This window comes from Roseicyclus sediminis, assembly GCF_025515305.1.
GTDB classification, from domain to species: domain Bacteria; phylum Pseudomonadota; class Alphaproteobacteria; order Rhodobacterales; family Rhodobacteraceae; genus Roseibacterium; species Roseibacterium sediminis.
This window is the reverse complement of record NZ_JAOPHT010000006.1, coordinates 139,536-162,156: the sequence shown is the minus strand read 5'-3', so window position 1 is coordinate 162,156 and position 22,621 is coordinate 139,536. Positions and strand designations below refer to the sequence as shown.

The following is a 22,621-nucleotide window of genomic DNA, read 5'->3' as shown; positions in this document are numbered from 1 at the left end:
TCGCACAACCTGTCTCTCTCGATGCGGCCGACGCAGCAGGACATGATCACGCTGCGCTACGCGCATGTCCGCGCCAACGAGTTGAACAGCCCGCTCCAGTTCGGACAGGCCACGCGTCTCGACATCGGCGGGGCCACTGGCAACGTCGTGACCGGCGTCACCGACCCGCATCTCTCGGACGATTTCTTCGTCGAGTATCAGCGCATCATCAGCCGCAACGTGTTCCTGACGGCCGGCGTCAGCATAGCCGTGCCGGGGGATGGAATTCGGAACGTCTTTCCGGGGAACGACCCGAACTGGGTAGGAGGATTCGTGAATGTCGTCTTCAATTTCTAGGCTCGCCGCCATCGCGGCCTGCGGGGTGATGGGGCTGACCGCCATGACGTCGAATGCAAACGCGCAGGCAACCGGGTTCCCTACCGCCGAGGAAAGCGATCCGAACACGATGGGCTGGATGACAGGCTTTCCGCCCCCGCCCGAACTGCGCATCACGAACCCCGACAGCGTCTTCTTCAGCTTTCCGCGCATGCGCTGGTCGGTCTGTCACCTGCGGGAGTTCTTGCCGACGGAGCAGGTGAGCCGTGGCCTGGGCGCACCGATGCCCATGGAATACGCGCTCGACGACGGGATCGACGCCGTCACCTTCCGTCCGCTGCGCGGCGACGTGGAGGAGATGACGTGGGAGGAGTCGCTCAACGCCAACTACACCGACGGCATCCTGATCCTGCACCGGGGCCGCATCGTCTACGAACGCTACCTCGGCTGTCTGACCGAAGCCGGGCAGCATGCCGCGATGTCGATGACGAAGTCCTTCACCGGCACGCTGGCCGAGATGCTGGTGGCCGAGGGTGCGCTCGACGACACGCTTCTGGTCAGCGAGATCATCCCCGAGCTCGAACCGAGCGCCTTCGGGTCGGCGACGGTGCGGCAGGTCATGGACATGACGACCGCCTTCGAGTTCAGCGAGGACTATGGCGATCCGAACGCGGCGATCTGGGTCTACAACGCCGCCGCCAGTCCCTTTCCCAAGCCCGACGACTATGACGGGCCGGAAGGGTATTTCGAGTACCTGACCACCGTGGGCCCCGATCCCGAGGGCATCCAGCACGGGCAGGAGTTCCACTACCGCACGCCAAACTCGGACGTTCTGGGCTGGATCATCAGCCGCGTGAGCGGGATGGAGGTGACCGAGCTTCTGTCGGAACGCATCTGGAGCCGGATGGGCGCCGAGCAGGACGCCTACATGACCGTGGACGGCGTGGGGACGCCCTTCGCCGGCGGCGGCCTCTCCGCCGGCCTGCGCGACCTCGGTCGTTTCGGTCAGATCATCCTCAACGGCGGAGAGTGGAACGGCGAACAGCTCATCCCGGCTGCGGCCATCGAGAACATCCGCGGCGGCGGCGACCTCGATGCCTTTGCGGCGGCGGGCTACGCGGACCTTGCAGGCGGCAGCTATCGCGGCCAGTGGTGGATCTTCAACAACGAACACGGCGCCTTCGCCGCGCGCGGCGTGCATGGCCAGACGATCTACATCGATCCGACGGCCGAGATGGTGATCGTGCGCTTCGCGTCCTTCCCCATCGCCTTCAACAGCCGGATCGACCCGACCTCGTTGCCGGCCTACCAGGCTGTGGCGGAGTACCTGATGGCACAGTAACGCCACCGGGAGCGCTCTCGCGCTCCCGGTTGTGCGCTTGTCCCAGCCAGCAAGGAGGAGCACGTCATGACGGGCTTTCTCAGACTCGCCCTTTTGCCTGTCGTCATGCTTTTGACCCTTACGTTTCCGGGGGCGGCTCAGGATCAGTCGGCGCGTGTCGTCGTTCCGGATTCACCCACTGGCGGGGCGTTCGTGGATGGCTGTTGCCGCGTGGACCGGCCACTCTACGGGCCCTACCGTATCCGCCTGTGCTTCGGCGACTGGGGCAACGGGACATATGCGGTGCAGGGGCCGCAACTGGTCTGCGAGGGGCGCCTGAACTGGCGCGTTTCGGGGGGCACTGTCGACATTTCGCTGCGGCGGCAGTCCTGCAACATGGGACGCGCGTGGTCGGCGGCCGAAATCACCTGCCGGCCGCGCGGGCTGGTCAGCGCGATCCTCGACGATCTCATCCGCGAGATCACCGGGCAGGGCAGCGCGCGGCCGCGTGTCGTCGTGCCGGACCGTCCCACGGTCGGGCGGCTCACATGCACCTATCATCCCAGCGTGGCCTCGGCCGGCTCGCGCCAGTTCTTTGCCAACCGTGTGCTGGCGGAGCCGCGCTAGTGTCCCGAAAAGCCGAGATCCCGACACGGCTCACCGCGGCAGCACCGTCACCGGGCGCGGTGTCGGTCATCGCCGGGGCATTGCGCGGGTTCCGCGTGGCGATCGTGCTGCTTGTCCTGGCGATAGCGGCCTATCTGGCAGGTCCCGCCAATGCCCAGACGGGGAATGCGGCCGCGGAGGACAGCGCCGCGCGTGTTCGGGCGGCAATCGTGAAGGCCTGAGTCATGCGGAACGAAAGTGCACAAATGCCCGGTGGCTGGAAGCGCCTCGACAAGGCCGCCTTCGGAATTGTCTACGGGGCGATCACGGTCCTCAGCATTCTGATGGCAATCGGCGATCATTCCGACGCACCGTTCGAAACGGCGGCAATCCTGTTCGGCTCCGTCCTTGCCGTGACGATGGCCAAGGCGTTTTCGGAGCTGCTTGCGCATGCCATCGATACCGGTGAACGGCTGACGCGGTCGGCGTGGCACGCTGCCTGGCGCCACAGCTCACCTTCGCTTTCCATGGCGATCCTTCCGGCGTTGCTGTTCCTGTCCGCTGGTCTCGGCATGATGACGGTCGAGCTGGCCGTGGGTCTTTCGCAACTGGTCAGCGTCGCCATCCTGCTCCTGATCGGGGCGAGGGTCGGCTGGGTCATAGACCGCAGGCATTGGCCCGCAATCGGAGGCGCCCTCTTCGCCGGCGGCATCGGGCTGGCGCTGGCCGGCTTGAAGTATGTCATTCATTGACCGTTCCGCACGGCTGCCGGCCGTCGGGTGAAAGGCCGCCGGACCCCGGAGCATCCACGCCGACACGGATTTGGAAAGGAAAGGAATGATCCGGCCCGCGCGGCTTGTCGCCTTGGCTGCTGTCTTTGGCTTGATCTCCGCCGCCATGATCGCCTGGACCGGAAGGCAGTGCGAAACCGATCTGTAGCCGGCAGGAGGGAGAAGCGCCGGATGGACGTCCGTTGCCGCACTTCCCGAGTGGCGGGCTCTCTTTATGGCCCAAGGGACAGCGTCACTGGCCGGGCCCGGACTGGTTCGAATGCGCCTGACGTCACCATTCCGCAAGCCGGCGGGAAACACCGGCCCTTGTCTGCGGTCATGAAGTGGAGTGTTCGCCCGGGGGTTCTTGAGGCGTCACGAGGAGCGCTATGGTGGCACCCCCTCCGTTCAATGGGGTGAAGGTCCACTCCCGGGCGGACGTTTTCACGACGCCGGCGATGGTTTCCTTTTCGGGCGTGAATCCGGGCCCTTCGTGGCGCGTGCCTTGAACCGTTTCGGCTTGTCGCCATCCTTTTGGCCCTTGCCGCGGTCGCGACCTGGTCCAATGCGTTTGGACGGATCGGCGGCATCCTTGCGCCTCTCGGTGTCCTGCGCGGCGCCCTTGCCGGCCTTCCCGTTGTCCTTGGTCCCCCGGCTTTTCGTCTGTCCCGGGTTCGGCTTTCCGTGCTTGGGCCTTTTCGCCTTGTGTGTGTCCGGCCTGTCCTGGCGCGCATCGGGTTTTGCCTTGCGCCGCTCGGCCTGGGTTGTCGCAGCGGGTTTCACGTCATCCGCCTGCGGCGTCCCGGCGGAGGGCCTGCGCGCTTCCCCGTCCTGGCGAGACACGTCTTGCGGAGCCTTCGGTGCGGCCGGGGGACCCTTGGGAGAGGCGTCGAACTCCGGCGGGCCCGGCAGCTCCGTCAGGCGCGCGCCCTGTTCGAGCTCGAGCTCCGGGCCCAGTTCGGTCTTCATGCCGGAAACCGCATCGGTCAGGATCTCGATGAAGGTCTCCTGATACTGGACGCGAATGGCCCCGATCGCGTCCTTCGACAGCCCCGCATTGCGGCACAGCATGGGAAGCAGCCACCGCGGCTCGGCGCGCTGCTTGCGACCGAGCGACAGCGAAAACCAGGTGCTCGGCCCGAAGGCGGACGGCTCGCGCGGCTTGCGCGCGCCGGGCTCGGGCATGTCGCCGAGGATCTCGGGCGCCGAGTTGCGGTCGCGGTAGAGCCGCAGGTAAGCCGCCGCGACCTTTTCGGCGGAGTGAGCCTGCAGGAGACGGTCGGCGAAGGCCTGTTCCTCGGGGCTGAGTGGATGGTCCCACGCGAGATCGGACATCAGCCTGTCCTCGTCGCGGGCCAGGACCGCTTCGGCCGAGGGCGGCGTGCCCCATTCGGCCTCCAGGTTGGCGAATTTCAGAAGGCGCTGCGCCTTTGACCGTTCACGGACCGGCACGATGAGAACCGAGGTGCCCTTGCGCCCGGCGCGTCCCGTGCGGCCGGAGCGGTGCAGGAGCGATTCCGAATTGGAGGGAAGGTCCGCGTGGACGACCAGTTCAAGACCGGGCAGGTCGATGCCGCGCGCTGCCACGTCGGTCGCGATACACACACGCGCGCGGCCATCCCGCAGGGCCTGCAAGGCATGAGTGCGCTCGGACTGGCTCAATTCGCCCGACAGGGCCACGACCGAGAAACCCCTGTTCGAGAACTTGGCCACCAGCCGGGCCACCATCGAGCGGGTGTTGGCAAAGATGATCGCCGTTTGCGGGTCATGATACCTGAGCAGGTTGATGATCGCCTTTTCGATATCCGACGGAGCCACGGTCAGCGCGACATAGGCGATGTCGCTGTGCTGGGCGTCCTTGTCACCCACCTCGATCCGCCGCGCGTCGGCTTTCTGGTAGGTTTGCGCAAGCTTCGCGATGCCGCGTGGCACCGTCGCCGAGAACAGCAGCGTGCGGCGGCTCTTCGGCGTGTGGTCGAGGATGAATTCGAGATCCTCGGCGAAGCCCATGTCGAGCATCTCGTCCGCCTCGTCGAGAACGACCGCCTTCAGGTCGCTCAGATCGATCACCCCGCGGGACACGTGGTCCCTGAGGCGGCCGGGCGTGGCGACGATGACATGGGCGCCGCGCTCGATCGCCCGGCGTTCGGCGCGGGCATCCATACCGCCGACAGAAGACGCGGTCACGATCCCGGCCTCCGCGAACAGCCAGTCGAACTCCCGCTGCACCTGCATGGCCAGTTCACGCGTGGGCGCGATGATCAGGGCCAGCGGTGTCGCCGGTCGCTCAAATCGCCCATCCCTGTCCAGCAGATCCTGTCCAAGCGCCAGCCCGAAGCCGACCGTCTTCCCGGAACCGGTCTGTGCCGAAACCAAAAGGTCGAGCCCCGCCAATTTCGGCTGTGTCACCGCCACTTGAACCGGCGTCGGTTCGCGGTAGCCCTTGGCGGCCAAAGTCTTCGACAGCGTTTCGGGCAGTCCGGAGAAATCCTGCATGCATCACCTGGAAGGAGGGAAGACCCCGCCATTAAGCGTGTTGACCGCAATTGTATAGAGCGCAGGCAAGACCGGACGTGATCGCATCCGGCAGGGCAAGGGAAGGTTCGCGACCGAAGCTCTCGCATCGCAAGGGCCCCAAGGTATGCCCCATTTTCTAACGCGTCTCGCGGCGCGCGTTGTCCGGATCGAGCGCAATTCTGCGATAACAGCCCTGCGCGAGGTAGCCCGCAAGGTAGTCGACGAAGGCGCGGACGCGGGGTTCCTTCTGCAGGCTCTCCGTGGTGACGAGCCAGACCGGGGCCTCGCTTCTGACCGGTGGATCGAAACAGCGCAGCAAGCCCGCGGCTTCGGCCGTCATGTTCGACATCACGCCCACGCCCACGCCACTGACGAGTCCCGCCAGCAGACCCGGGATGTCGTGAGCCCTCATCACGATGCCCTGCTCCGGAACGATGCCTTCAAGCCATTCGGCGAACGGGGCGCTGCCGAAATCCTTCGACAAGGTCACCACCGGATGCCGGCCAAGGTCTTCGGCCCGCTCGGGCCTGCCCCGCGCCGCGGCATAGTCACGCGAGCACCAGACCGACCAGCCATCCGTCAGAACGCGCCGCGCCACGAGGCCGGGCACGTCCGGTGCCGGGCCAGCGCGCAGGGCGACGTCGGCCTGGCCGGCCAACAGGTCCAGCTTGGCTTCGGTCGCCACCAGCTCGACCGCGATGTCCGGATAGGCCGTCCGGAAGTCCCGGACGGCAGGGTAGAAGAAGGTCTGCGCGAACGCGCCCATGGTGGTGACCCGCACCTGTCCCACCAGACCGCGCCTGTGCTGCCGGATGGTCGTCAGGGCATCGGACACGGCGGCCTCGATCGCTTCGGCCCGCGGCAGCAATTGCCCTCCGGCAAAGGTCAGCGCGTAGCCCGACGGGCGGCGGTCGAACAGCTTGACGCCAAGCGCCGCCTCGAGCGCGTCGATCCGGCGTGAAACGGTGCTCTGGCTCACGCGCAGGACGCGCGACGCGGCGAGCGTAGAGCCGTGCCGGGCGACGCCGAGGAATATGTGCCAGTCGCTGTTCTCCATGTCGCGTTATGCGGTTCCGGATAACCACTCCGCAAGAGTGGTGTTCGTCAGACGGCGCGGCTTGCGGCTAGCGTCGGGGCAGCAAAAAAACGGAGCACAGGATCATGAAACTCTACTGCGACCCGATTTCGACCAGTTCGCGCCCGGTCATCATGCTGGTGGCGGATTTCGACCTCCCCGTCGAGATCGTCACGATCAACCTGTTCGCGGACCAGAACCAGACCCCGGATTTCCTGGCGATCAACCCCCTCGGCACGGTTCCGGTCCTGGAGGACGACGGCTTCGGGCTGACGGAAAGCGCCGCGATCCTCAAATACCTGTCGGTCCGGTTCGACCTGCCGGTCTACCCTTCGGAGTTGCAGGCGCAGATCCGGGTCGACGAGATGCTGGCGCGGTTCATCTCCAACTTCAACGCCTTTCACGGGATCTGCGGAACCTATCCGCGCATGCTGCCCCAGCTTGCCTGGCTGAACGAGGGAACCAAGGCCGATATGGCGGCACTCGGGGCCTATGGATCCGCGCGCTACCTGTCCGTGCTGGACCGGCGACTGGCGCAGCACGGCCCCTTCGTCTGCGGCGCCGAGCTTTCCATCGCGGATTACGCGGGCGTCTCGCTGGTGACGCTGGCCGAGTTCGTCGAGTTCGATTTCTCGCCCTATCCGGCGGTTCAAGCCTGGCTTGCGCGGATGCGCGACCGCGCGGGGTGGGACGCGGCCTTCGCCGGCTTCACCGGGATGGTCACCGCAGCCCGCGCCGCCCGGGCAGAGCCAGCGGCCTGATCGACGGGCACGACCCACCAACACCATCATCACGGGGAGAACGTCATGAGCCTACCGGATCTCGCGGTCCTGCTGCACGTCATCTTTGTCATCATGTGGCTGGGCGGCGGTCTCGCCCTTCTGGTCGGGGCCGAGGTCATGCGGCGCAAGCGCGGCCCCGCGTCCGTTCTTGTGGTCGTCGACATCGTGGCCCTGCTTGGTCCGGGGTACTTCGTGCCGATCTCGATCCTGACCCTGCTGACCGGGCTGGTCGCGGCATGGATGGGGCCGGGGTTCGGCGAACTCTGGGTCGCACTCGGGATCGCGGGTTTTGCCGCGACATTCCTGACCGGGATACTCTTGATCAAGCCGCGGGCCGAGAAACTGGCCGCGTCGACCACAGGCGGGCAGGTGCCGCAAGGCGTCCTTCTCGGACAGGCCGACAACCTGGTGACCATCGCGCGGTTCGACTACGTGGTCCTGTTTCTCGTCGTCGCGGTGATGGTGTTGAAACCCGCGGCAACCGATATCGCTGTGCTGGGCGCGATGGCCGCCGCCGCCGCAATTGGCGCGCGTCTCACCATCGTGAAGGGGCTGCGCGGCGAGGCCGTCGCCTGAGACGCGCGCCGGCGACCCAACCCGTCGCCTGCGGGCGATCGGGTCTGGGTCGTTTCAGCCGGCCGGCCCTGCGGACCTGGACTTCACGGAAGCGAAGGCCTCGGCCCGGGGCGTCGCGGTCGAAGCGGCCTTTCAGACAAGAAACGCTCTGGCCGGGAACCATTGGGCCCCAGCCGGGATCGATGCCCGGAGGCTTGCGCCCGGGGTGATGCGGGACAGGCCGGGTCCGTTCGGAGTTGATGTCAGCCCTGCGATTCCACAGGCATCAACGGCCGGTTTCGGCCAAGGGGTGTCCGGGCGTACCGGCGTCTTCGTCCTCGGCCTGTTCGGCCGCCCAGGTTCCGGCGGCCTCGATCGCGACCGCGGAGGCGGTAGGCAGCACGCCGAGATAAGCTTCGGTTTCGTTGGCGGAGAGCGTCATGCGTTGCGTCATCCGGTACGCCGCGTATGCGGCCATGACGACGAAGGTCGCCCCGATCACGATCCAGAAGGCATCGGGCCCCGCGCTCTGCATGGCCCAGCCGGTCAGCAATGGCCCCAGAATGGCCCCGAGGCCGAAGGTAAAGACCAGCCCGCCGGATGCGGCGGGCATGTCCTCGGCCGACAGGAAGTCGTTGGTATAGGCGATCAACAATGCATAGAGCGGCGTTGTCATGCCGCCGGCCAGGAAGGCGGAGCCCATCAGCGGCCATAGGTTGCGCCCATCCTGTGAGCCGTGATCGACACCCGAGAGCCACCCGAGCAAGCACGCCATGGCGCCCATGACCGCGGTGACAAGGATGACCTTGCGGCGGTCGAACCGGTCAGACAGCCAGCCGATCGGAACCTGAAACACCAGCGCTCCGGCGAAGAGCATCGCGACGAACAGGGCGATCTCGTTGGCCGTCATGTTGATCTCGCTTCCGAAGACCGCCCCCATGCCCGACTGGGTGGCGTAGATGCTGCCCAGCAGAAAAATCCCGATCGTTCCGAGCGGCGACCCCGCGAAAAGATCTCTGAACGACATCGGTCGTGCGACCTCGACGGTCGGCGCCGGTGTGACCGACAGAAGGATCGGGGCGAAGGAGATCGATACGAGGATCGATGCGCCGATGAACAGGGCGGAGGTCGCCGCGTCGCCCAGCGTCAGGAGGTATTGAGCGCCGATGATCCCGACCGTCTGGGCGATCATGTAGGCCGAGAGGACCTTGCCGCGCGACTCGTTCGTCGTCGCATTGTTCAGCCAGCTTTCTGCGGCGACGTAGATGCCCGACATGCAAAAGCCGATCAGGATCCGGAGTATGGTCCAGGCCCAGGGCTCCGCCAGCAGGGTGAACGCGATCAGGCCGGCCGACATGAAGCTTCCGAGCGCGGCGAATACCCGGACATGACCGACGCGCTGGATCAGCGTCGGGGTCAGCCGGGCGCCGGACAGGAAACCGATGAAGTAGCCGGACGTCACTACGGCCAGTTCCGCCGCCGAGAACCCCTCGAGTCCGCCGCGAAGGCCGATCAGGGTGAAGTGCATGCCGTTGCCGAGCATGATCAGAACGATGCCCAACAGAAGGGCCCAGACACCGGACAAGACTTGCACCATGGGTTTGGACCTTACTGGCTCGGGCACGCGTTGAGTGCCCGTCACACGGAACGACCTGGCGCGCCGTCGCTGCAGCGCCGAAAGAGGCCCGATTTGCGACATGCGCAAAATGACTTTCAGGACCCGATCAATTCTGCCTGGCGCGAAAGCGATCCCTCCGGGCCGGGCTTCCGATGTCCGCGTCGCGCCTCGCGGAGGGGGGGCTCCGCGCATCGGCGCGGTGCGGATGCATGGTGTGGGAGGGCTGGATGGAGAACCCGCAATGCCGGAACCCAGCCTCCGGCAACCAGGCCGCCTCGTCCATCGTGGAACATGGGTCGGCTAATCGGCCGCATACGTCCACGTCTGCCTAGGCGGGTCTGGGTTATCCGAGCGTGGCTCGCCGGCCTGTGTGATCTTTGGAATGCCGGTCACCAGGTGTCCGGAACGGTGAATGCGGCAGGGGCAGGTGCGGCCCACGGCGGTGCCGCATTTGTTTGCGGCTGCGAACATGAAAACCGAATTGGCTGGCGTGCCGGGATCAGGACTGCGAATTGACGCGCGGCCGCTTCGCCACCACCGGGAAGCGCGGGGCGTGCAAAAGGACCTTCTTGATGAAAGCGGAGAACACGGCACGGCGGACTTGACGTCGGACATGCAGCGCCTGGCGCTCATGCGCGGTCGGGGCGGCGGGGGTGCTGTACTTCATCAGGTCGGTGTGAAACGGGGTCATCATGGGGTCCTCGCTGGTTGATGACCCAAAGGTGCCCGGTCCCGCGCGTCCTTGCTTGAGGGAGGCCCTTGGAAACCCTTGGGATTGCCTTGGGAAACCTCTTGGACTGCTGAATCTTGTAGGTCAGCACCGAAAAAGTGGCGTAAGTTTAGGGACATGGAGCACCATTTCGCCGATTGCACGCTGGATGATGCCCGCCTGACGCTCACGCGGGGCGGCAGCGCGGTGGCTGTGGAACCCAAGGTATTCGACCTGATCCATCTGCTGGTGCGCAATGCCGGGGACCTGGTGACGCGCGACCGGATGGTGGAAGAGGTCTGGGGCGGGCGGATCGTGTCGGAGAGCGCGATTTCCGCGTGCATCGCGGCCGCGCGCAAGGCCGTCGGTGACACCGGCAAGGCGCAGGCGGTCATCCGAACCGTGGCGCGGCGGGGCTTGATGTTGGTGGCGGAGGTGTCGGGCGAGGCGGTCGCCCGGGCGCCTGACTCGGCTCCGGCTTCCACCGAGGCGGCGCAGCGGATCCGCTATTGCCGGAGCGAGGATGGCAGTGCAATCGCTTATGCCGTCAGCGGCGAGGGCCCGCCCGTGCTGCGGTTCGGCCCTTTGTCCCTGCACGACCTGGAAATCGAATGGGCCTACGGGCTGCACCGTTCCTGGATCTCGTCGATGGCGCTCCATACCCGATACCTGCGCTTTGACAGTGTGGGCAGCGGGCAGTCGGAACGGGTCCTGCGCGACCATGACTTTCAGATCGAGGCGCGCGATGCGGCCGCGGTCGCCGATGCGGCGGGCTTTGATCGCTTCGCCGCGGTGTCCTATTCGGGCGGATGCATGACGGCGCTGACCTTCGCGGCGCTGTACCCCGAGCGGCTGACGCGGCTGGCAATCGTGGGCGGATATGTCGAGGGGCGGTCGCGGCGCAGCGCGGATGCCGCGCCCGACGCATTGAGAGCAATGATCGCCGAGGGCTGGGCGCGTCCCGAAAGTGCCTTCGCGAGTGGTTTTGCGACGGCCTACTTTCCCGAAGGACCTGTGGAGGAAAGGCGCGAAGTCCAGCGCATGACGCAGGCCGCTTGCCCACCCGAGATCATGCTGCGCGCCCGCGACGCGGTCAACGCGGCGTCCGTAGCGCATCTGCTGGGCCAGGTGCGCTGCCCGGTGTTGATCCTACATGCGCGCGATGACGCCGTGCATCCCCTGTCGCAGGCGCAGAAGCTGGCGGCGGGCATTCCGGGGGCCGAGCTGGTGGTGCTGGAGACGGCCAACCATGTGCCCTTGCACGGCAGTCCATGCTGGGAGAGCTACAACCGAACGCTCGCGGAGTTCCTGACCGGGTAACGTGGGCGCTCGCCCCTTGACGGATTTGCGCGTGCAGCCAACGGCCGCAAGGTCCGCGTTGCGGCCGGGGCGCCGTCGGCACGGCAGAGCGCGCCGTGGACTGCGCCCGGAAATGCGGGATTGATCCGTTTCATGGCGGTCACCCCTGGGGGGCTGGCCACGCTAGCGCCCGCTCTTGGCCATCGCGGGCCTGATCCGCAGCAGCCAGATGAAGACAAGCGTCATCGCGAGGAAAACGGCACTTCCCGGGCTGGTGATGAACACCAGCGGGTCACCCTGGGACACGATGAGCGAGCGGCGGAGGAATTCCTCCAGGTACGGCCCGAGGATGACCCCCATGAGCATCGGCACGATCGGATAGCCGAACCTGCGCAGGCCAAAGGCGAACGCGCCGATCGCCAGCGCCATCCACATCTGGAAGGAGGAGAACGACGAGGCATAGACCCCGACCATCGAGACCAGCGCGATGAAGGCGTAGAGGATACCTCGGTTGATCCGCGCGACGCGCATGTACAAGGGCCCGAACAGCAGGACCGAGACCATCACGAGCAGCGAGGCGACGAACAGCGCCGCGAACATCGGGGCGATCGTCGCGGCGTGGGCGTCCAGCAATCCCGGACCGGGCACAAGCCCGTGCAGGAGCAGGACCCCGAAGATGATCGCCGTCACGGCATCGCCGGGGATGCCGAGGGTCAAGAGCGGAATGATCGCGCCGCCACACATCGCGTTGTTGGCGGATTCCGAGGCCGCCAGCCCCTCGTGGGATCCGTTTCCGAATTCCTCGGGTCGTTTCGAGGCCCGTTTTGCCTCGGCATAGGAGATGAAGGACGCCATCGACGCGCCGCCGCCCGGAAGCATGCCGATCAGCACGCCGATGATCGAGCTCTTGATATAGGTGAACGCGCCGATTTCGCGGATCGTCTTGAAATCGGGAATGAAGTCGCGATTTCGCAGCCTCGGCATCTTGCCCACGATCTGCCCGAGCGCGGCGCGTGCCGGCAGGCTTCCCTGGGCCAGCAACTCGCAGACCGCGAACAGGCCGATCACGGCGGGCAGCAGGCCGATCCCCTCGATGAGGTAGTAGCTGCCGAAATCGAAGCGCCCCTGGGGAACCATCGGGTCGATCCCGATGGTCGAGATCATCAGTCCCAGTGTCGTCGCGATGATCGCGCGCCAAAGGGAGCCGCGCGCCACGATGGTCACCGTGACCACCGCCATCAGGACAAGCCCGAACTTGTCCGGCGTCTGCAGCAACAGTGCCAGGTCGCTGATCGGCTCGGCCAGAAGCATCAGGACGATCGCGCCGATCATTCCGCCGACCGATGAGGCGAAGGCGTCGAGGCTCAGGGCCTGCGCGCCGTGCCCCTGTTTCATCAGGGCGTGGCCGTCGATGCTGGTGATGGCGCCCGATGGCGCGCCGGGGATGTTGACCGTGATGCCGGTGATGGATCCCGCGTAGATCCCGGCCATGTAGATCCCCATGACCATGATCAGGGCATGGGTGACCTCCATGCCGAAGGTGAACGGCAGCAGAAGCGCGATGGCGAGCGTCGCGGTGAGCCCGGGAATGGCCCCGAAGACCAGCCCCATGAGAAAGCCGCCGAGCAGGTAGAGGAAAGGCCACGGCGTGAACAGCGTGGCAAAGCCGCCGAAGAGTTCCCCCATGGCCCTAAAGGTCCCAGCCGGGAAGCGACAGGCCGAAGAAGACGTCGAAGAACAGCCAGCCGAAGACCGTGATTGCAGCTGCCGTCAGCACCGACTGGCCAATCGCGCGCCAGGGTCGTCCCGTCTCCTCGTAGTTGAAGAACGCGGCAACACCGAAGGTATAGACCGCCGCGGCGACGAAATAGCCAAGCGTCGGCAGTGCGACGATGAACAGGACGGTCAGGACGATGAGAACGAGCGGGCCCACCAGGCCAATCCGCGGCACCGTCTCCGAGGGCAGGGGGGCATCGGTTTGCGCATCGACCGTCCGGCGAAGCTCGGCGCTGAGCACGCGGAACGCCGCCACATAGAGAATGACGACGAGCACGATCGGAAAGAACGAAGCGCCGGGTTCTCCCGACCGGGCGAACGGAATGCCAAGCTTCGGGATCTGGCTCGCATATACGGTCGCGAACAGGATTAGACCCACGGCAAACACCGCCTGGGAATTGAAACGTTCAAACGGGCGCATTCGGCAATCCTCGATCCCTGTTCCGGTGAAGTCGCAGCGCGCCGCAAGTCTGGATGCGGCGCGCTGCCGGCGATTACCGTTCGAGAATGCCTTGCTCGACCAGGCTGTCGATCAGGGCGAAGGCCTTGGCCTGCGATGCCGCGACGTAGGCCGCGGTTTCCTCGGCGTTCATGTAGACCGCGCCCATGGCGGTCTCCTCGGCGCGCTGCTGGAACTCCTCCATCTCGAAGACGGCGGCGAAGGCGCTTTCCAGCCTTGCGCGCTCTTCCTCTCCGATTCCGGCCGGTGCCGCGACCAGCCGGAAGCTTCCCCAGACGACGTCATAGCCCTGCTCGAGAAGGGTGGGCACGTCGGGCAGGAAATCGCTGCGTTCGGCGTCCATGACGCCGAGGACGCGAACCTGTCCGGTCTGGACCGCCGGGAACACGGTGGCCAGGTTGACCGAGGCCGCGTCGGTCTCGCCCGACAGCAGGGCCTCGCGCTGCGGTCCGGACCCGTCGGGATAGGGGACGTGGTTGACCTCGATCCCCGCCGCGGCGGCGAAGTCCAGCGCCGGCAGGTGCCAGACCCCGCCGAGGCCGACGTTCGAGATCGAGAGCTCACCGGGCGCGGCTTCTGCGGCGGCGATGAAATCCTCCAGCGTTTCGAAGGGCGAGTCGGCCGCGACGGCAAGCACGGTCGGGTGGATCGTGACCGAGGCGAGGTAGGTCAGGTCATTGGTGTCGTAGCCCGGCACGAGGTTGTAGTAGGGCACCGTGATGACGCTGTCCCATGTCAGCGAGCCGATCGTGTAGCCGTCAGGCCGGGAGCGCATGAGCCGCATCGTCCCGATGCCGCTTTGCGCGCCGGTGATGTTCTGGGTGTTGATGCCGACGCCGAGCTGCTGTTCGGCGAAGTTCATGAAGGTGCGCATGACGGTGTCGGTGCCCCCGCCCGCGCTCCACGGCATGATGTGGGTGATGTCGTTTTCCGGGTAGCTTTGCGCGGATACGGCACCTGCCATCGGAAGTGCGAGCAGAAAGCCCGCTACCGCCAGTCCAGTCCTGCGTGTGATCATGTTGACATCCTTTCCCTGTGTTGTCGTGCACCCATCGTTAAGGTGCGTCGGTTATCCCATCCAGCGACGGACGGGGGCTTGAGCTTCTTCGAGCGGCTGGCAGATGACGTCGACCAGCGTCGGACCGTCGTGCGCGAGGGCCTCGCGCAGGACGCCTTCCAGTTTCTGCGGATCGGCCACGCTCCACGATTTCACGCCGAACCCGGACGCCACGGTCGCGTGGTCGCTCCGCTGGAAATCGACGTTGTAGTAGCGGGCGTCGCAGTCATCGCGCTGGCTCGCCTTGATCCAGCCGAAGCTTGAATTCGAAAGCACGATGTACGTGATCGGCGCGCCGGTGCGCGTCACCGTTTCAAGCTCGCCGCAGGTGAACCCGAACGATCCGTCGCCCATCAGCGCGACCGTCTTGCGGTCCGGCGCGCCGAACCACGCGCCGAGCGCCGCCGACAGGGAGTAGCCCAGAGCGCCGTGCGCCCTGTTGGTGATGAAATGGCGTCCGGCCCGGGGAAGCGTGTAATAGGCCGAGAGATAGGGACAGGAGGTGCCCGGGTCCGACACGATCGTCGCGTCCTCCGGCAGGCAACGCTGAAGGGTTGCGATCACACGTTCCGGGCGAATGGGAAATTCGTCCGACCGCGCGAGCGCGTCAAAGCGCTCGAACTTGCGCCGCCGGATGTCGGCGGCGGTCCCGGCCCCGCCGAAGCCCGTCGCGGTTTCCATGCGGTCGAGTTCCGCGTTCAGCGCATCAAGGGCCAGTCGCAGATCGCCAACCACGCCGACTTCCGTGGGCAGCACGGCGCCGATGACCATCGGATCGACGTCGAAATGCACGATCCGGGTTCCCACGCGGGGGGCCTCCCAGCGCGACGTCGTCGTCGAACCCGCGCGGCAGCCCATGAAGATCACGAGGTCCGCGCCGGCCATCGCCTCCCAGGTTTCGTCCGTGCCGCCGTTCGAGCCGACAACCCCGACGCAGTTCGGGTGTGTCTCGGGCAGGCTGCCCTGTCCGGAAATCGAGGTGGCGACGGGAATGTCGAGCCTTCTCGCCAGGAGGTCGAGCGCAGCCATCGCGCCCGAGATCACGACGCCGCCTCCGCACACGATCAGGGGCGCCCGCGCCGAGAGGATGGCCTCCGCCGCCGCCCGGACCGCGTCGGGGTCGGGCCCCGTTCGGTAGGCGGGATACCGCGCCAGCTCGGGGTCGGCCCAGATCTCCTCCTCGGGGACGGGGTCGTACTGGATGTCGTAGGGAAGACCGAGATGCGCGGCCCCGGATCGCCCGGTCGTCATGGCGCGAAACGCTTTCCGCACCATCCGGGGGATGTGATCGGCGCGCGTGATCACGGTGTTCCACTTCGTCAGGGGCGCCATCAGGGCATTCTGGTCCACTTCGGTCAGCGGATAGCGGCCATAGGACGCCACCGAGACATCGGTCGTGATCCCCAGCACCGCGTAGGAGCTTTCGTTCGCCTCGATCAGCCCGGGAAGGATATAGGTCGCGCCGCCCCCCGAGGGCCCTTCGCAGACCCCGACCCGACCCGTTACGCGCGAGAAGGCGTCCGCCATGTAGGCCGCGCTGCGTTCGTCCCGGGTCAGCACATGCCTGATCGAATGGTCGAGTTGGCGCATCGCATCGTAGAACGGCAAGGTCGTGTCGCCGCACAGCCCGAAAATGTGGCTGACGCCGTGGGCTTCGAGACTGCGCACCATTGCCTGCGCGCCGTTCATTCGGTTTTCCAACTGGCTCCCCCCCGTCGCGAACCCCGGATGCCGCCGGGTCTGCCAGGCGCATGGCGTCCCTGCGTGTTTCTCGGCAAACGCTCGGCGCGGGACGTCAGGGGCGCAAGCCGCGCTCCCGGCCGCACGTGCTATCCGGGTCGAACTGGAGCCAAAGCGCCGAAAATCCAGCACTTTGCCTGAAAAATAATCAGAATTGGGCGCGGCAACATGCTGTCGATCCCGTCCGCTTGCCCCGTGCGCCGCCCTTCAATGGCGGTTTCGGTGGCGGAAAGGACCCTCCGGGGAACCTTGTCTTTCCAATGCGATGGAGCGCGAGACCACCGATTCCGGCACCGTCAGGTGGGTAAAGGGAGGGGCAGAGCAGGCGTGACGGAGGAAACCAGGCGTTCCATCACCCCGCCGAGGCCGCGAAGGCCAGTCCGTTCAACACCGCGACGACCGCCCAGAACGGTGCAAAGACCAATCCGACATGACGTCCGTTCCGTGAGATCCTTGGATGCTGCCCGAACGCGGGGAGACCTGCCTGGTTCGCATTCACCAATGTGAACAGCGCCGCCATGACCGCGAAGACGAAGTGCAGGGCATGGCGATCGGCCAGCGGCAAAGTCAGGGCGTAGATCGCCCCTGCCGCCACCGCCAGAAACGCAAGTGCCCCCTGTCGCTGCTCGAACAGCATCAGGAAGATGTAGTCTGCCCCTGCGGGCGACTTTTGCGGAGGCGACGCGCCCAGTGCGGCATCCAGCATCGCGAGCTGATCTTCGTGCGTCAGGGCCTTCGACGCCCTCGGGAGGCCGGGCGCGAAGAGGGGAAGAACCCAATTCACCACCCAGCGTGCCCAGAGCGGGCGCAAGACCTCGACGCCATGAACCAGGGCGGGAGCCAGGCAAAGCAGGAGCCCTATGGCGGATATCTGTGAAATCGACATTAAACACGTCCTGCGAAAAGGGGGCGGGGGATGAAACGGGTTCGGCCCCTCAGCGAGACGCCGAACCCAGCCGCGCTTACTCGGCGGTCAGTTGTGCGATGGCGCCTGTCCAGTCCTCGAGGTGGTAGACATGCGCGATGCGGCCATCCTCGACGGTGACGATGTCGATCGACATGATCTCGAAGCTTCTGCCCGTCGCCGGGTCGACGCCGAAGAACGGCCCGACCGGCGTTCCCCGGGCAAGCCCTCGCACGACGAAGCGGTTGTCTCCCGTCTCGATGATCTCCTGCGGCTCCCACGTGAGGTCGGGCACGACCTGTCCGAGGTAGGCGATGGTGTTGAGCATGCCCTGCGCGCCCTCGCCGCCTGGCGGTGTCGGGATCGAAACGACATCGGGCGAGAAAAGCTCGAAGTAGCGTTCCTCCGTCGTCCCCGAAGGATCGCTGAGGATGTCTGCGTAGAACGCGCGCACCGTGTCGATGTCGCCCGCGAGAGCAGGGCCGGCGAGCGTTGCGCAGGCGATGGCGAGAGTTGCGACGGTCTTTCTCATGGGGAGTTCTCCTTTTGAGGGGGGTGGAAAAGGGGGAGGGCGCATCCAGCGCCCAAACGGTCAGGCGTCGGCACCGCCCAGTGCGGTATCGCGCTGCATGGCCTTCAGAAGCGCGTCCCGGCGCGGTGGGGCGAAGGCGTTCATTGGGTTCGCGCCCCAGGTGTTGCCGACAAGCGTGCGGGCCGGCCGTTTGCCCGGGCGGGGTCGGCGATGCGCGGCGAACAGGCCCCAAGCGCCGTATTCCTACCGGCGCCGCGCCCCGCAGGGTCGCGCCTTGTGCCCCATATGCAGTCCCCGGAAACGGCGAAGGCACGCACCGCCGCGGCTCCGAAGCCGCTGCTGGCTCCCGTCACGACCACGGTTCCTTTTTCGTCGGGCATCGCTCGATCTCCGGCTTGAGCTCTTTGTTACCGACTGGTACGAATAATAAGAACGGCTCGTCAAGACATAAAATACCATGCGGTAACAAAATGAATGATACGGATCCGAAACCCGCGCGCGGCCGTCCGAAGACGATGGACGCCGACAAGGTGCTCGACATCGCGGTAGCCGCCTATTGGAGGGACGACCCGGCTGACGTGTCGGTCAATGCGATCTGCCAGTTGGCAGGTGTCTCGAAACCGTCGCTCTACCGGGAGTTCGGGAGCGAGGACGGGCTGATGCGCGCGGCCCTCGACAGCTACGCCGAAAGGGTGCTGTCGGACGTGTTCGCAATTCTCCATGGCGGGAGGGGATTGAAGGACACGCTCGAAGCCCTGATCGATTTCGCCAGCGCGGATCCTCGGATGGAAACCGGGTGCCTGTTCTACAAGATGCGTGCGGGCAAGCACCGGCTTGGTCCCGAAACCCGTGCGCGGGTGGAGGAACTGGACCGGGCCGCGCATGCGGCCTACGAGAGCTTCCTTGAATCCTGCCGCGAAGCCGGAGAGTTGCCCGTCGGGCTGTCGTTGGGGCCCGGGGCGAAGTACCTTGGCGAGCAGGTCGCCCTTGCCATCACCCAGCGGGCCTCGGGCGAGGATCCGGCAAGCATCCGCGAGATGTTGACCCTTGCCTTGTCGGTGTTCGCCCGTCCGTGACGGGTCGGGCCGCACTTGCCGCCGTTGGCGTCTTGGCAGCTCGCCAAAGCGGCGGGGGATCAGGCCGCGTCCGTCGGAGAACGCGGTGAGGCATCCGTCCTGCCGCGCGCTTCGATGAAGGCGTTTGCGCTCTCGGCAAAGAGACGACGCCAATCAGCGCCGGCTTGCCGGTGTGCAATGCGCGCGTGCGACAGCGTGGTGGACGCCAGTGCCTCGCCCCGACGTATGTCGCGCCCGCAGCCTAGGAGCCTGCGGTCTCGACCGTCGCCCAGATCGGGAAATGATCCGACGCGGTCCGCGCCTTGGGGCTGCGCAGGACGCCATGCCGCTGCACGGCGATCGCCGCGCCGTGGGCAATGCCGTCAAGCGAGGCGATGGCCCTCGGGGTCGGAAAGCTCCGGCCGGGATATAGGATGCTGAAGTCCTGTTCCCACGGGTCGAAACCTCGAATGTCGGACCATTCGTTGAAGTCGCCGGCAATCAGCGTGCGTGCCGGCCGGTCCGCGACGTACCGGAGAATGGCGTTCATCTGCAGGTGCCGCCACCGGCGCAGGAACCCCAGATGGGTGCCGATGACGGTCATCCCGGCGATCTCGGCCAGCACCGCGCCCCTCGGTTCGAGACCGGGCAGTTCGATATGCCCGGTCTGCCCGATTTCGATGCCGCGGCGAACCAGTATCGCGTTTCCATGCCAGCCGAGGCTGACGTCGTTGCGCGCCACGTCCGCGACCACGTAGTCCGTTTCGAGCGCGATCAGGTTGCGGGGGATCGCCGTCGGGCGCGCGCCAAGCCGCCGGTCCGCTTCCTGCAGGACCACCACGTCGGCGTCGAGTTCGCAAAGCACCCCCAGGATGCGGGCCGGGTCGCGCCGCCGGTCGCGGCCGACGGCCTTGCGGATGTTGTAGCTGGCAATCTTCAACTGCATGGCGCAGGCTTGTCCGTGCGTTATCCTGGTGTCGCGTTCGATCCTAATCCGGGGCGGAGATTTATGCATCCACCAGTCCGAATGTCAGCCCGTGCCGACCGCACGGCGACAGGAAGCTACGCCTGATGAGCGGCGGCGGCATCGCGCTCCTGGCGCTTGGTGCGCACTTGGCGCTTCAGATCACCTTTGTCCTGCGGGCTCTGCTGAGGCCCCACCGCGAGGCCGCGTCGCGCGCCGCGTGGATCCTCGTCATCCTGACAATGCCCGCCATCGGCATGGCCGCCTACGTCCTGTTCGGCGACACCAATATCGGCCGCAAGCGCCTTGCGCGCTACCGGGACGTTATCGCCACCGTGAAGCTCAGGGCCTCCGCCGCCCTGACGGACGGGGGGGCCGATGTCGTCGACGCGCGCTACAGGCACCTCTTCCGGGTCGGCAGTTCCATCAACGGGCTGGCCCCCATGGTCGGCAACACCGCAGAGCCTTTCTTCGATACCGACGCCATCTTCGACGCGCTCGTCGCGGACATCGACGCGGCGGAACGCACGGTGCACCTGCTGTTCTACATCTGGCTCGACGACCGCAACGGATCGAGGGTCGCCGAAGCGGCGATGCGGGCCGCCCGCAGGGGCGTGGCCGTGCGCGTGATGGTCGACGATCTTGGGTCGCGCGGCTTCATCGCGTCGCGCCATTGGTCGGACATGAAGGACGCCGGCGTGCATGTCGTGTCGGCACTGCCGGTGCGCCCGATCTTCCTGCACCCAATCAAGGGCCGGGTGGATCTGCGCAACCACCGCAAGATCGTCGTGATCGACGACCGGATCGGGTATTGCGGAAGCGCCAACTGCGCCGACGCCGAATTCCGGGTCAAGGCCAGGTTCGCGCCCTGGGTCGACGTGGTCGTCCGGTTCGAGGGGCCGATCGCGGCGCAGATGCAATACATCTTCGTCCAGGACTGGATGGCACACTCGGACGATGACCTCACCCCGCTGATCTCGGACGTCACCGTGCCGGCGGGCGGCGACGGGGTCGTGGCGCAGGTGATCGGCACGGGCCCCACCGTGAGGGCCACCGCGATGCCGGAGATGTTCGAGGCACTGATCCACGCCGCGCGGCGTGAACTCATCATCACGACCCCCTATTTCGTTCCCTCCGACGGCATTCAGTCGGCTCTGTGCGCCGCCGGGAGGAGGGGCGTGCGAACGGTGATGATCCTGCCGAGACAGAACGACTCCTGGATCGTGGCCGCTGCAAGCCGGAGCTACTATCCCGAGCTGGTCGATGCGGGGGTAAGGGTGTTCGAGTATCCCGACGGTCTCCTTCACGCCAAGACCCTGACGGTGGACGGTGAGATCGCTCTCGTCGGATCGGCGAACCTCGACCGCCGCAGCTTCGAGCTGAACTACGAGAACAACGTCCTTTTGCAGGACGCCGCCCTCACCGCGAGGATCGTCGCGCAGCAGGAGGTCTACCTCGCCGCCTCACACCGGGTCGATGCGGGCGAGATCGCATCCTGGAAGACGTTGCGCAGGATGTGGAACAATGCCGTCGCGATGATGGGGCCGGTTCTGTAACCGGGGCCGGTTTCCCGCCGTTCCGGGATGCTGCCCCGTCAGGAGGCTTCGAGGTTGAGACGCCGCTCCATGTGCCGCAGGAAGCTTTGCGCCGGGCGCGAGAGCGGTACGCCCGATAGACGAAGCACGCTGATCTGCACATTGCCGATCTTGAGCGGGAGGGGGCGCAGGCGGTCGGGCAGCGTCTCTTCGTCCAGAACGCATCCGGGAAAGATGCAGGTCCGCATCCCCCCGCCCATGGCCTGCGCGAGTTGCGCGGCCGGGACGCTGCTCGTCACGCCTTCCTTGAGGTTGTGGCGTCTGAGAACGTGACTGATCGCGGACCGCGATCCGGTTCCTTCGGGCGGCAGCACGAGGCGACCCTCCAAGAGGTCCCAGATGCCTGGTCGCCCGCCGTGCAACGGGTGATCGCGGTGGCACCAGGCGACGAGCGGAACGTCATGGGCGGCCAGGACCTCGACCGAGGGATCGGTTTCGGGGTTGGTGACGACCGCCAGGTCGACATCGCGATTTCTCAGGAGGCGGAGCATGTCGCCCGAAGCCACGGTGACTGACACGCCCGGCATGTCGGCCTCCAGATCCGCGACCGCCGCCAGCGACAAGCCGGCGGCGATGTCCTCGCCGATCGCGATCTGCAACTCGCCTGCCTTGCCGTCACGCAGGTTGCCGAACTGCCGCTGCAACTCGCCGAATTCGATCAGGTGCCGTTCGATGACGACCAGAAGCAACTCGCCGGCGGAGGTCAGGCGAACGCCGGAGGGGATGCGCTCGAAAATCTCGACCCCGATCGATTCCTCGAAGTTCTGCACCGACCGGTTCAACGCCGAAGGCGACACGGCCAGCAACTCGGCCGCCTTTCGGATCGATCCCTGTCGCTGGATCAGCCTGACGGCGCTGTAGATCTTCAGGTGCTTCATCGGAACCGTTTCCGGGTGGTGCAATTCCTGCACCACGGCGCACCGAAAATAACGGCAGACAACATCACGTCAATGCGACTTCATCATGCTGCA

Annotated in this window: 22 protein-coding genes; 10 read left to right on the top strand and 12 right to left on the bottom strand. The window is 66.2% G+C overall.

The genetic code is table 11. From position 1 onward, the window contains the following. Positions 1-21 precede the first annotated feature (21 nt). The 5 genes from N8I71_RS10520 (at position 22) to N8I71_RS10500 (ending at position 2,994) form a co-directional block, all read left to right on the top strand. Complete coding sequence (locus tag N8I71_RS10520; protein WP_262877935.1) at positions 22-336, top strand: hypothetical protein; 315 nt, start codon at positions 22-24, stop codon at positions 334-336. Next, positions 317-1,657: a serine hydrolase domain-containing protein gene (locus N8I71_RS10515; protein WP_262877934.1), complete on the top strand. Its 1,341-nt coding sequence runs from the start codon at positions 317-319 to the stop codon at positions 1,655-1,657. The genes N8I71_RS10520 and N8I71_RS10515 overlap by 20 nt, the downstream gene beginning before the upstream one ends. 66 nt (positions 1,658-1,723) lie before the next feature. Next, a complete protein-coding gene (locus N8I71_RS10510) occupies positions 1,724-2,263 on the top strand; it encodes a hypothetical protein (RefSeq protein WP_262877933.1) in 540 nt (179 codons plus the stop codon). Further along, on the top strand, positions 2,263-2,484 hold the full coding sequence (locus N8I71_RS10505) for a hypothetical protein (RefSeq protein ID WP_262877932.1): 222 nt from the start codon (positions 2,263-2,265) through the stop codon (positions 2,482-2,484). The genes N8I71_RS10510 and N8I71_RS10505 overlap by 1 nt, the downstream gene beginning before the upstream one ends. Before the next feature lie 3 nt (positions 2,485-2,487). Then, entirely contained in the window at positions 2,488-2,994 is a 507-nt protein-coding gene (locus tag N8I71_RS10500; protein ID WP_262877931.1) for a hypothetical protein, read from the top strand. 462 nt (positions 2,995-3,456) lie between these two features. Here the strand turns inward: N8I71_RS10500 and N8I71_RS10495 are convergent, their stop codons facing one another. Both N8I71_RS10495 and N8I71_RS10490 read right to left on the bottom strand, forming a co-directional pair. Beyond that, positions 3,457-5,508 carry a DEAD/DEAH box helicase gene (locus N8I71_RS10495; RefSeq protein WP_262877930.1) on the bottom strand — a complete coding sequence of 684 codons (2,052 nt, stop codon included), beginning with the start codon at positions 5,506-5,508 and terminating at the stop codon, positions 3,457-3,459. Positions 5,509-5,665: 157 nt separating this feature from the next. Then, positions 5,666-6,586 (bottom strand): LysR family transcriptional regulator, encoded by a 921-nt coding sequence (locus N8I71_RS10490; RefSeq protein WP_262877929.1) that lies wholly within the window; start codon positions 6,584-6,586, stop codon positions 5,666-5,668. A 104-nt stretch (positions 6,587-6,690) separates the two neighbouring features. Here N8I71_RS10490 and N8I71_RS10485 point away from each other — a divergent pair, with 104 nt between their 5' ends. Both N8I71_RS10485 and N8I71_RS10480 read left to right on the top strand, forming a co-directional pair. Then, the gene (locus N8I71_RS10485; RefSeq protein ID WP_262877928.1) at positions 6,691-7,365 is read left to right on the top strand and encodes a glutathione S-transferase family protein; all 675 of its coding nucleotides are present in this window, start codon (positions 6,691-6,693) and stop codon (positions 7,363-7,365) included. Positions 7,366-7,410: 45 nt separating this feature from the next. Further along, positions 7,411-7,962, top strand: a complete 552-nt coding sequence (locus N8I71_RS10480; protein WP_262877927.1) for a DUF2269 family protein — start codon at positions 7,411-7,413, stop codon at positions 7,960-7,962. 265 nt (positions 7,963-8,227) lie between these two features. Here the strand turns inward: N8I71_RS10480 and N8I71_RS10475 are convergent, their stop codons facing one another. After that, a complete protein-coding gene (locus tag N8I71_RS10475; protein WP_262877926.1) occupies positions 8,228-9,538 on the bottom strand; it encodes an MFS transporter in 1,311 nt (436 codons plus the stop codon). Positions 9,539-10,058: 520 nt separating this feature from the next. After that, positions 10,059-10,250 (bottom strand): hypothetical protein, encoded by a 192-nt coding sequence (locus tag N8I71_RS10470; RefSeq protein ID WP_262877925.1) that lies wholly within the window; start codon positions 10,248-10,250, stop codon positions 10,059-10,061. Between the two features lie 84 nt (positions 10,251-10,334). Here N8I71_RS10470 and N8I71_RS10465 point away from each other — a divergent pair, with 84 nt between their 5' ends. Then, positions 10,335-11,588 (top strand): alpha/beta hydrolase, encoded by a 1,254-nt coding sequence (locus tag N8I71_RS10465; RefSeq protein WP_262877924.1) that lies wholly within the window; start codon positions 10,335-10,337, stop codon positions 11,586-11,588. A 162-nt stretch (positions 11,589-11,750) separates the two neighbouring features. Here N8I71_RS10465 and N8I71_RS10460 read toward each other — a convergent pair whose 3' ends face one another. The 6 genes from N8I71_RS10460 to N8I71_RS10435 form a co-directional block, all read right to left on the bottom strand. Then, positions 11,751-13,253, bottom strand: a complete 1,503-nt coding sequence (locus tag N8I71_RS10460; RefSeq protein ID WP_262877923.1) for a tripartite tricarboxylate transporter permease — start codon at positions 13,251-13,253, stop codon at positions 11,751-11,753. A 4-nt stretch (positions 13,254-13,257) separates the two neighbouring features. Next, positions 13,258-13,764 (bottom strand): tripartite tricarboxylate transporter TctB family protein, encoded by a 507-nt coding sequence (locus N8I71_RS10455; protein ID WP_262877922.1) that lies wholly within the window; start codon positions 13,762-13,764, stop codon positions 13,258-13,260. 73 nt (positions 13,765-13,837) lie between these two features. Then, positions 13,838-14,821, bottom strand: coding sequence for a Bug family tripartite tricarboxylate transporter substrate binding protein (locus N8I71_RS10450; protein WP_262877921.1), 984 nt, complete (start codon positions 14,819-14,821; stop codon positions 13,838-13,840). Positions 14,822-14,872: 51 nt separating this feature from the next. After that, on the bottom strand, positions 14,873-16,561 hold the full coding sequence (locus tag N8I71_RS10445; protein ID WP_262877920.1) for a thiamine pyrophosphate-binding protein: 1,689 nt from the start codon (positions 16,559-16,561) through the stop codon (positions 14,873-14,875). A 391-nt stretch (positions 16,562-16,952) separates the two neighbouring features. Beyond that, the gene (locus tag N8I71_RS10440; protein ID WP_262877919.1) at positions 16,953-17,486 is read right to left on the bottom strand and encodes a hypothetical protein; all 534 of its coding nucleotides are present in this window, start codon (positions 17,484-17,486) and stop codon (positions 16,953-16,955) included. 76 nt (positions 17,487-17,562) lie between these two features. After that, positions 17,563-18,036, bottom strand: coding sequence for an ester cyclase (locus N8I71_RS10435; RefSeq protein WP_262877918.1), 474 nt, complete (start codon positions 18,034-18,036; stop codon positions 17,563-17,565). A gap of 470 nt (positions 18,037-18,506) precedes the next feature. Here N8I71_RS10435 and N8I71_RS10430 point away from each other — a divergent pair, with 470 nt between their 5' ends. Continuing rightward, on the top strand, positions 18,507-19,112 hold the full coding sequence (locus N8I71_RS10430; RefSeq protein WP_262877917.1) for a TetR/AcrR family transcriptional regulator: 606 nt from the start codon (positions 18,507-18,509) through the stop codon (positions 19,110-19,112). Positions 19,113-19,353: 241 nt separating this feature from the next. Here the strand turns inward: N8I71_RS10430 and N8I71_RS10425 are convergent, their stop codons facing one another. Next, the gene (locus N8I71_RS10425; RefSeq protein ID WP_262877916.1) at positions 19,354-20,037 is read right to left on the bottom strand and encodes an endonuclease/exonuclease/phosphatase family protein; all 684 of its coding nucleotides are present in this window, start codon (positions 20,035-20,037) and stop codon (positions 19,354-19,356) included. A gap of 125 nt (positions 20,038-20,162) precedes the next feature. On the opposite strand from N8I71_RS10425, the gene cls reads away from it, so the two are divergent. Next, positions 20,163-21,611: a cardiolipin synthase gene (gene cls / locus N8I71_RS10420; RefSeq protein WP_262877915.1), complete on the top strand. Its 1,449-nt coding sequence runs from the start codon at positions 20,163-20,165 to the stop codon at positions 21,609-21,611. 38 nt (positions 21,612-21,649) lie between these two features. Here the strand turns inward: cls and N8I71_RS10415 are convergent, their stop codons facing one another. After that, complete coding sequence (locus tag N8I71_RS10415) at positions 21,650-22,528, bottom strand: LysR family transcriptional regulator (RefSeq protein WP_262877914.1); 879 nt, start codon at positions 22,526-22,528, stop codon at positions 21,650-21,652. Positions 22,529-22,621 lie beyond the last annotated feature (93 nt).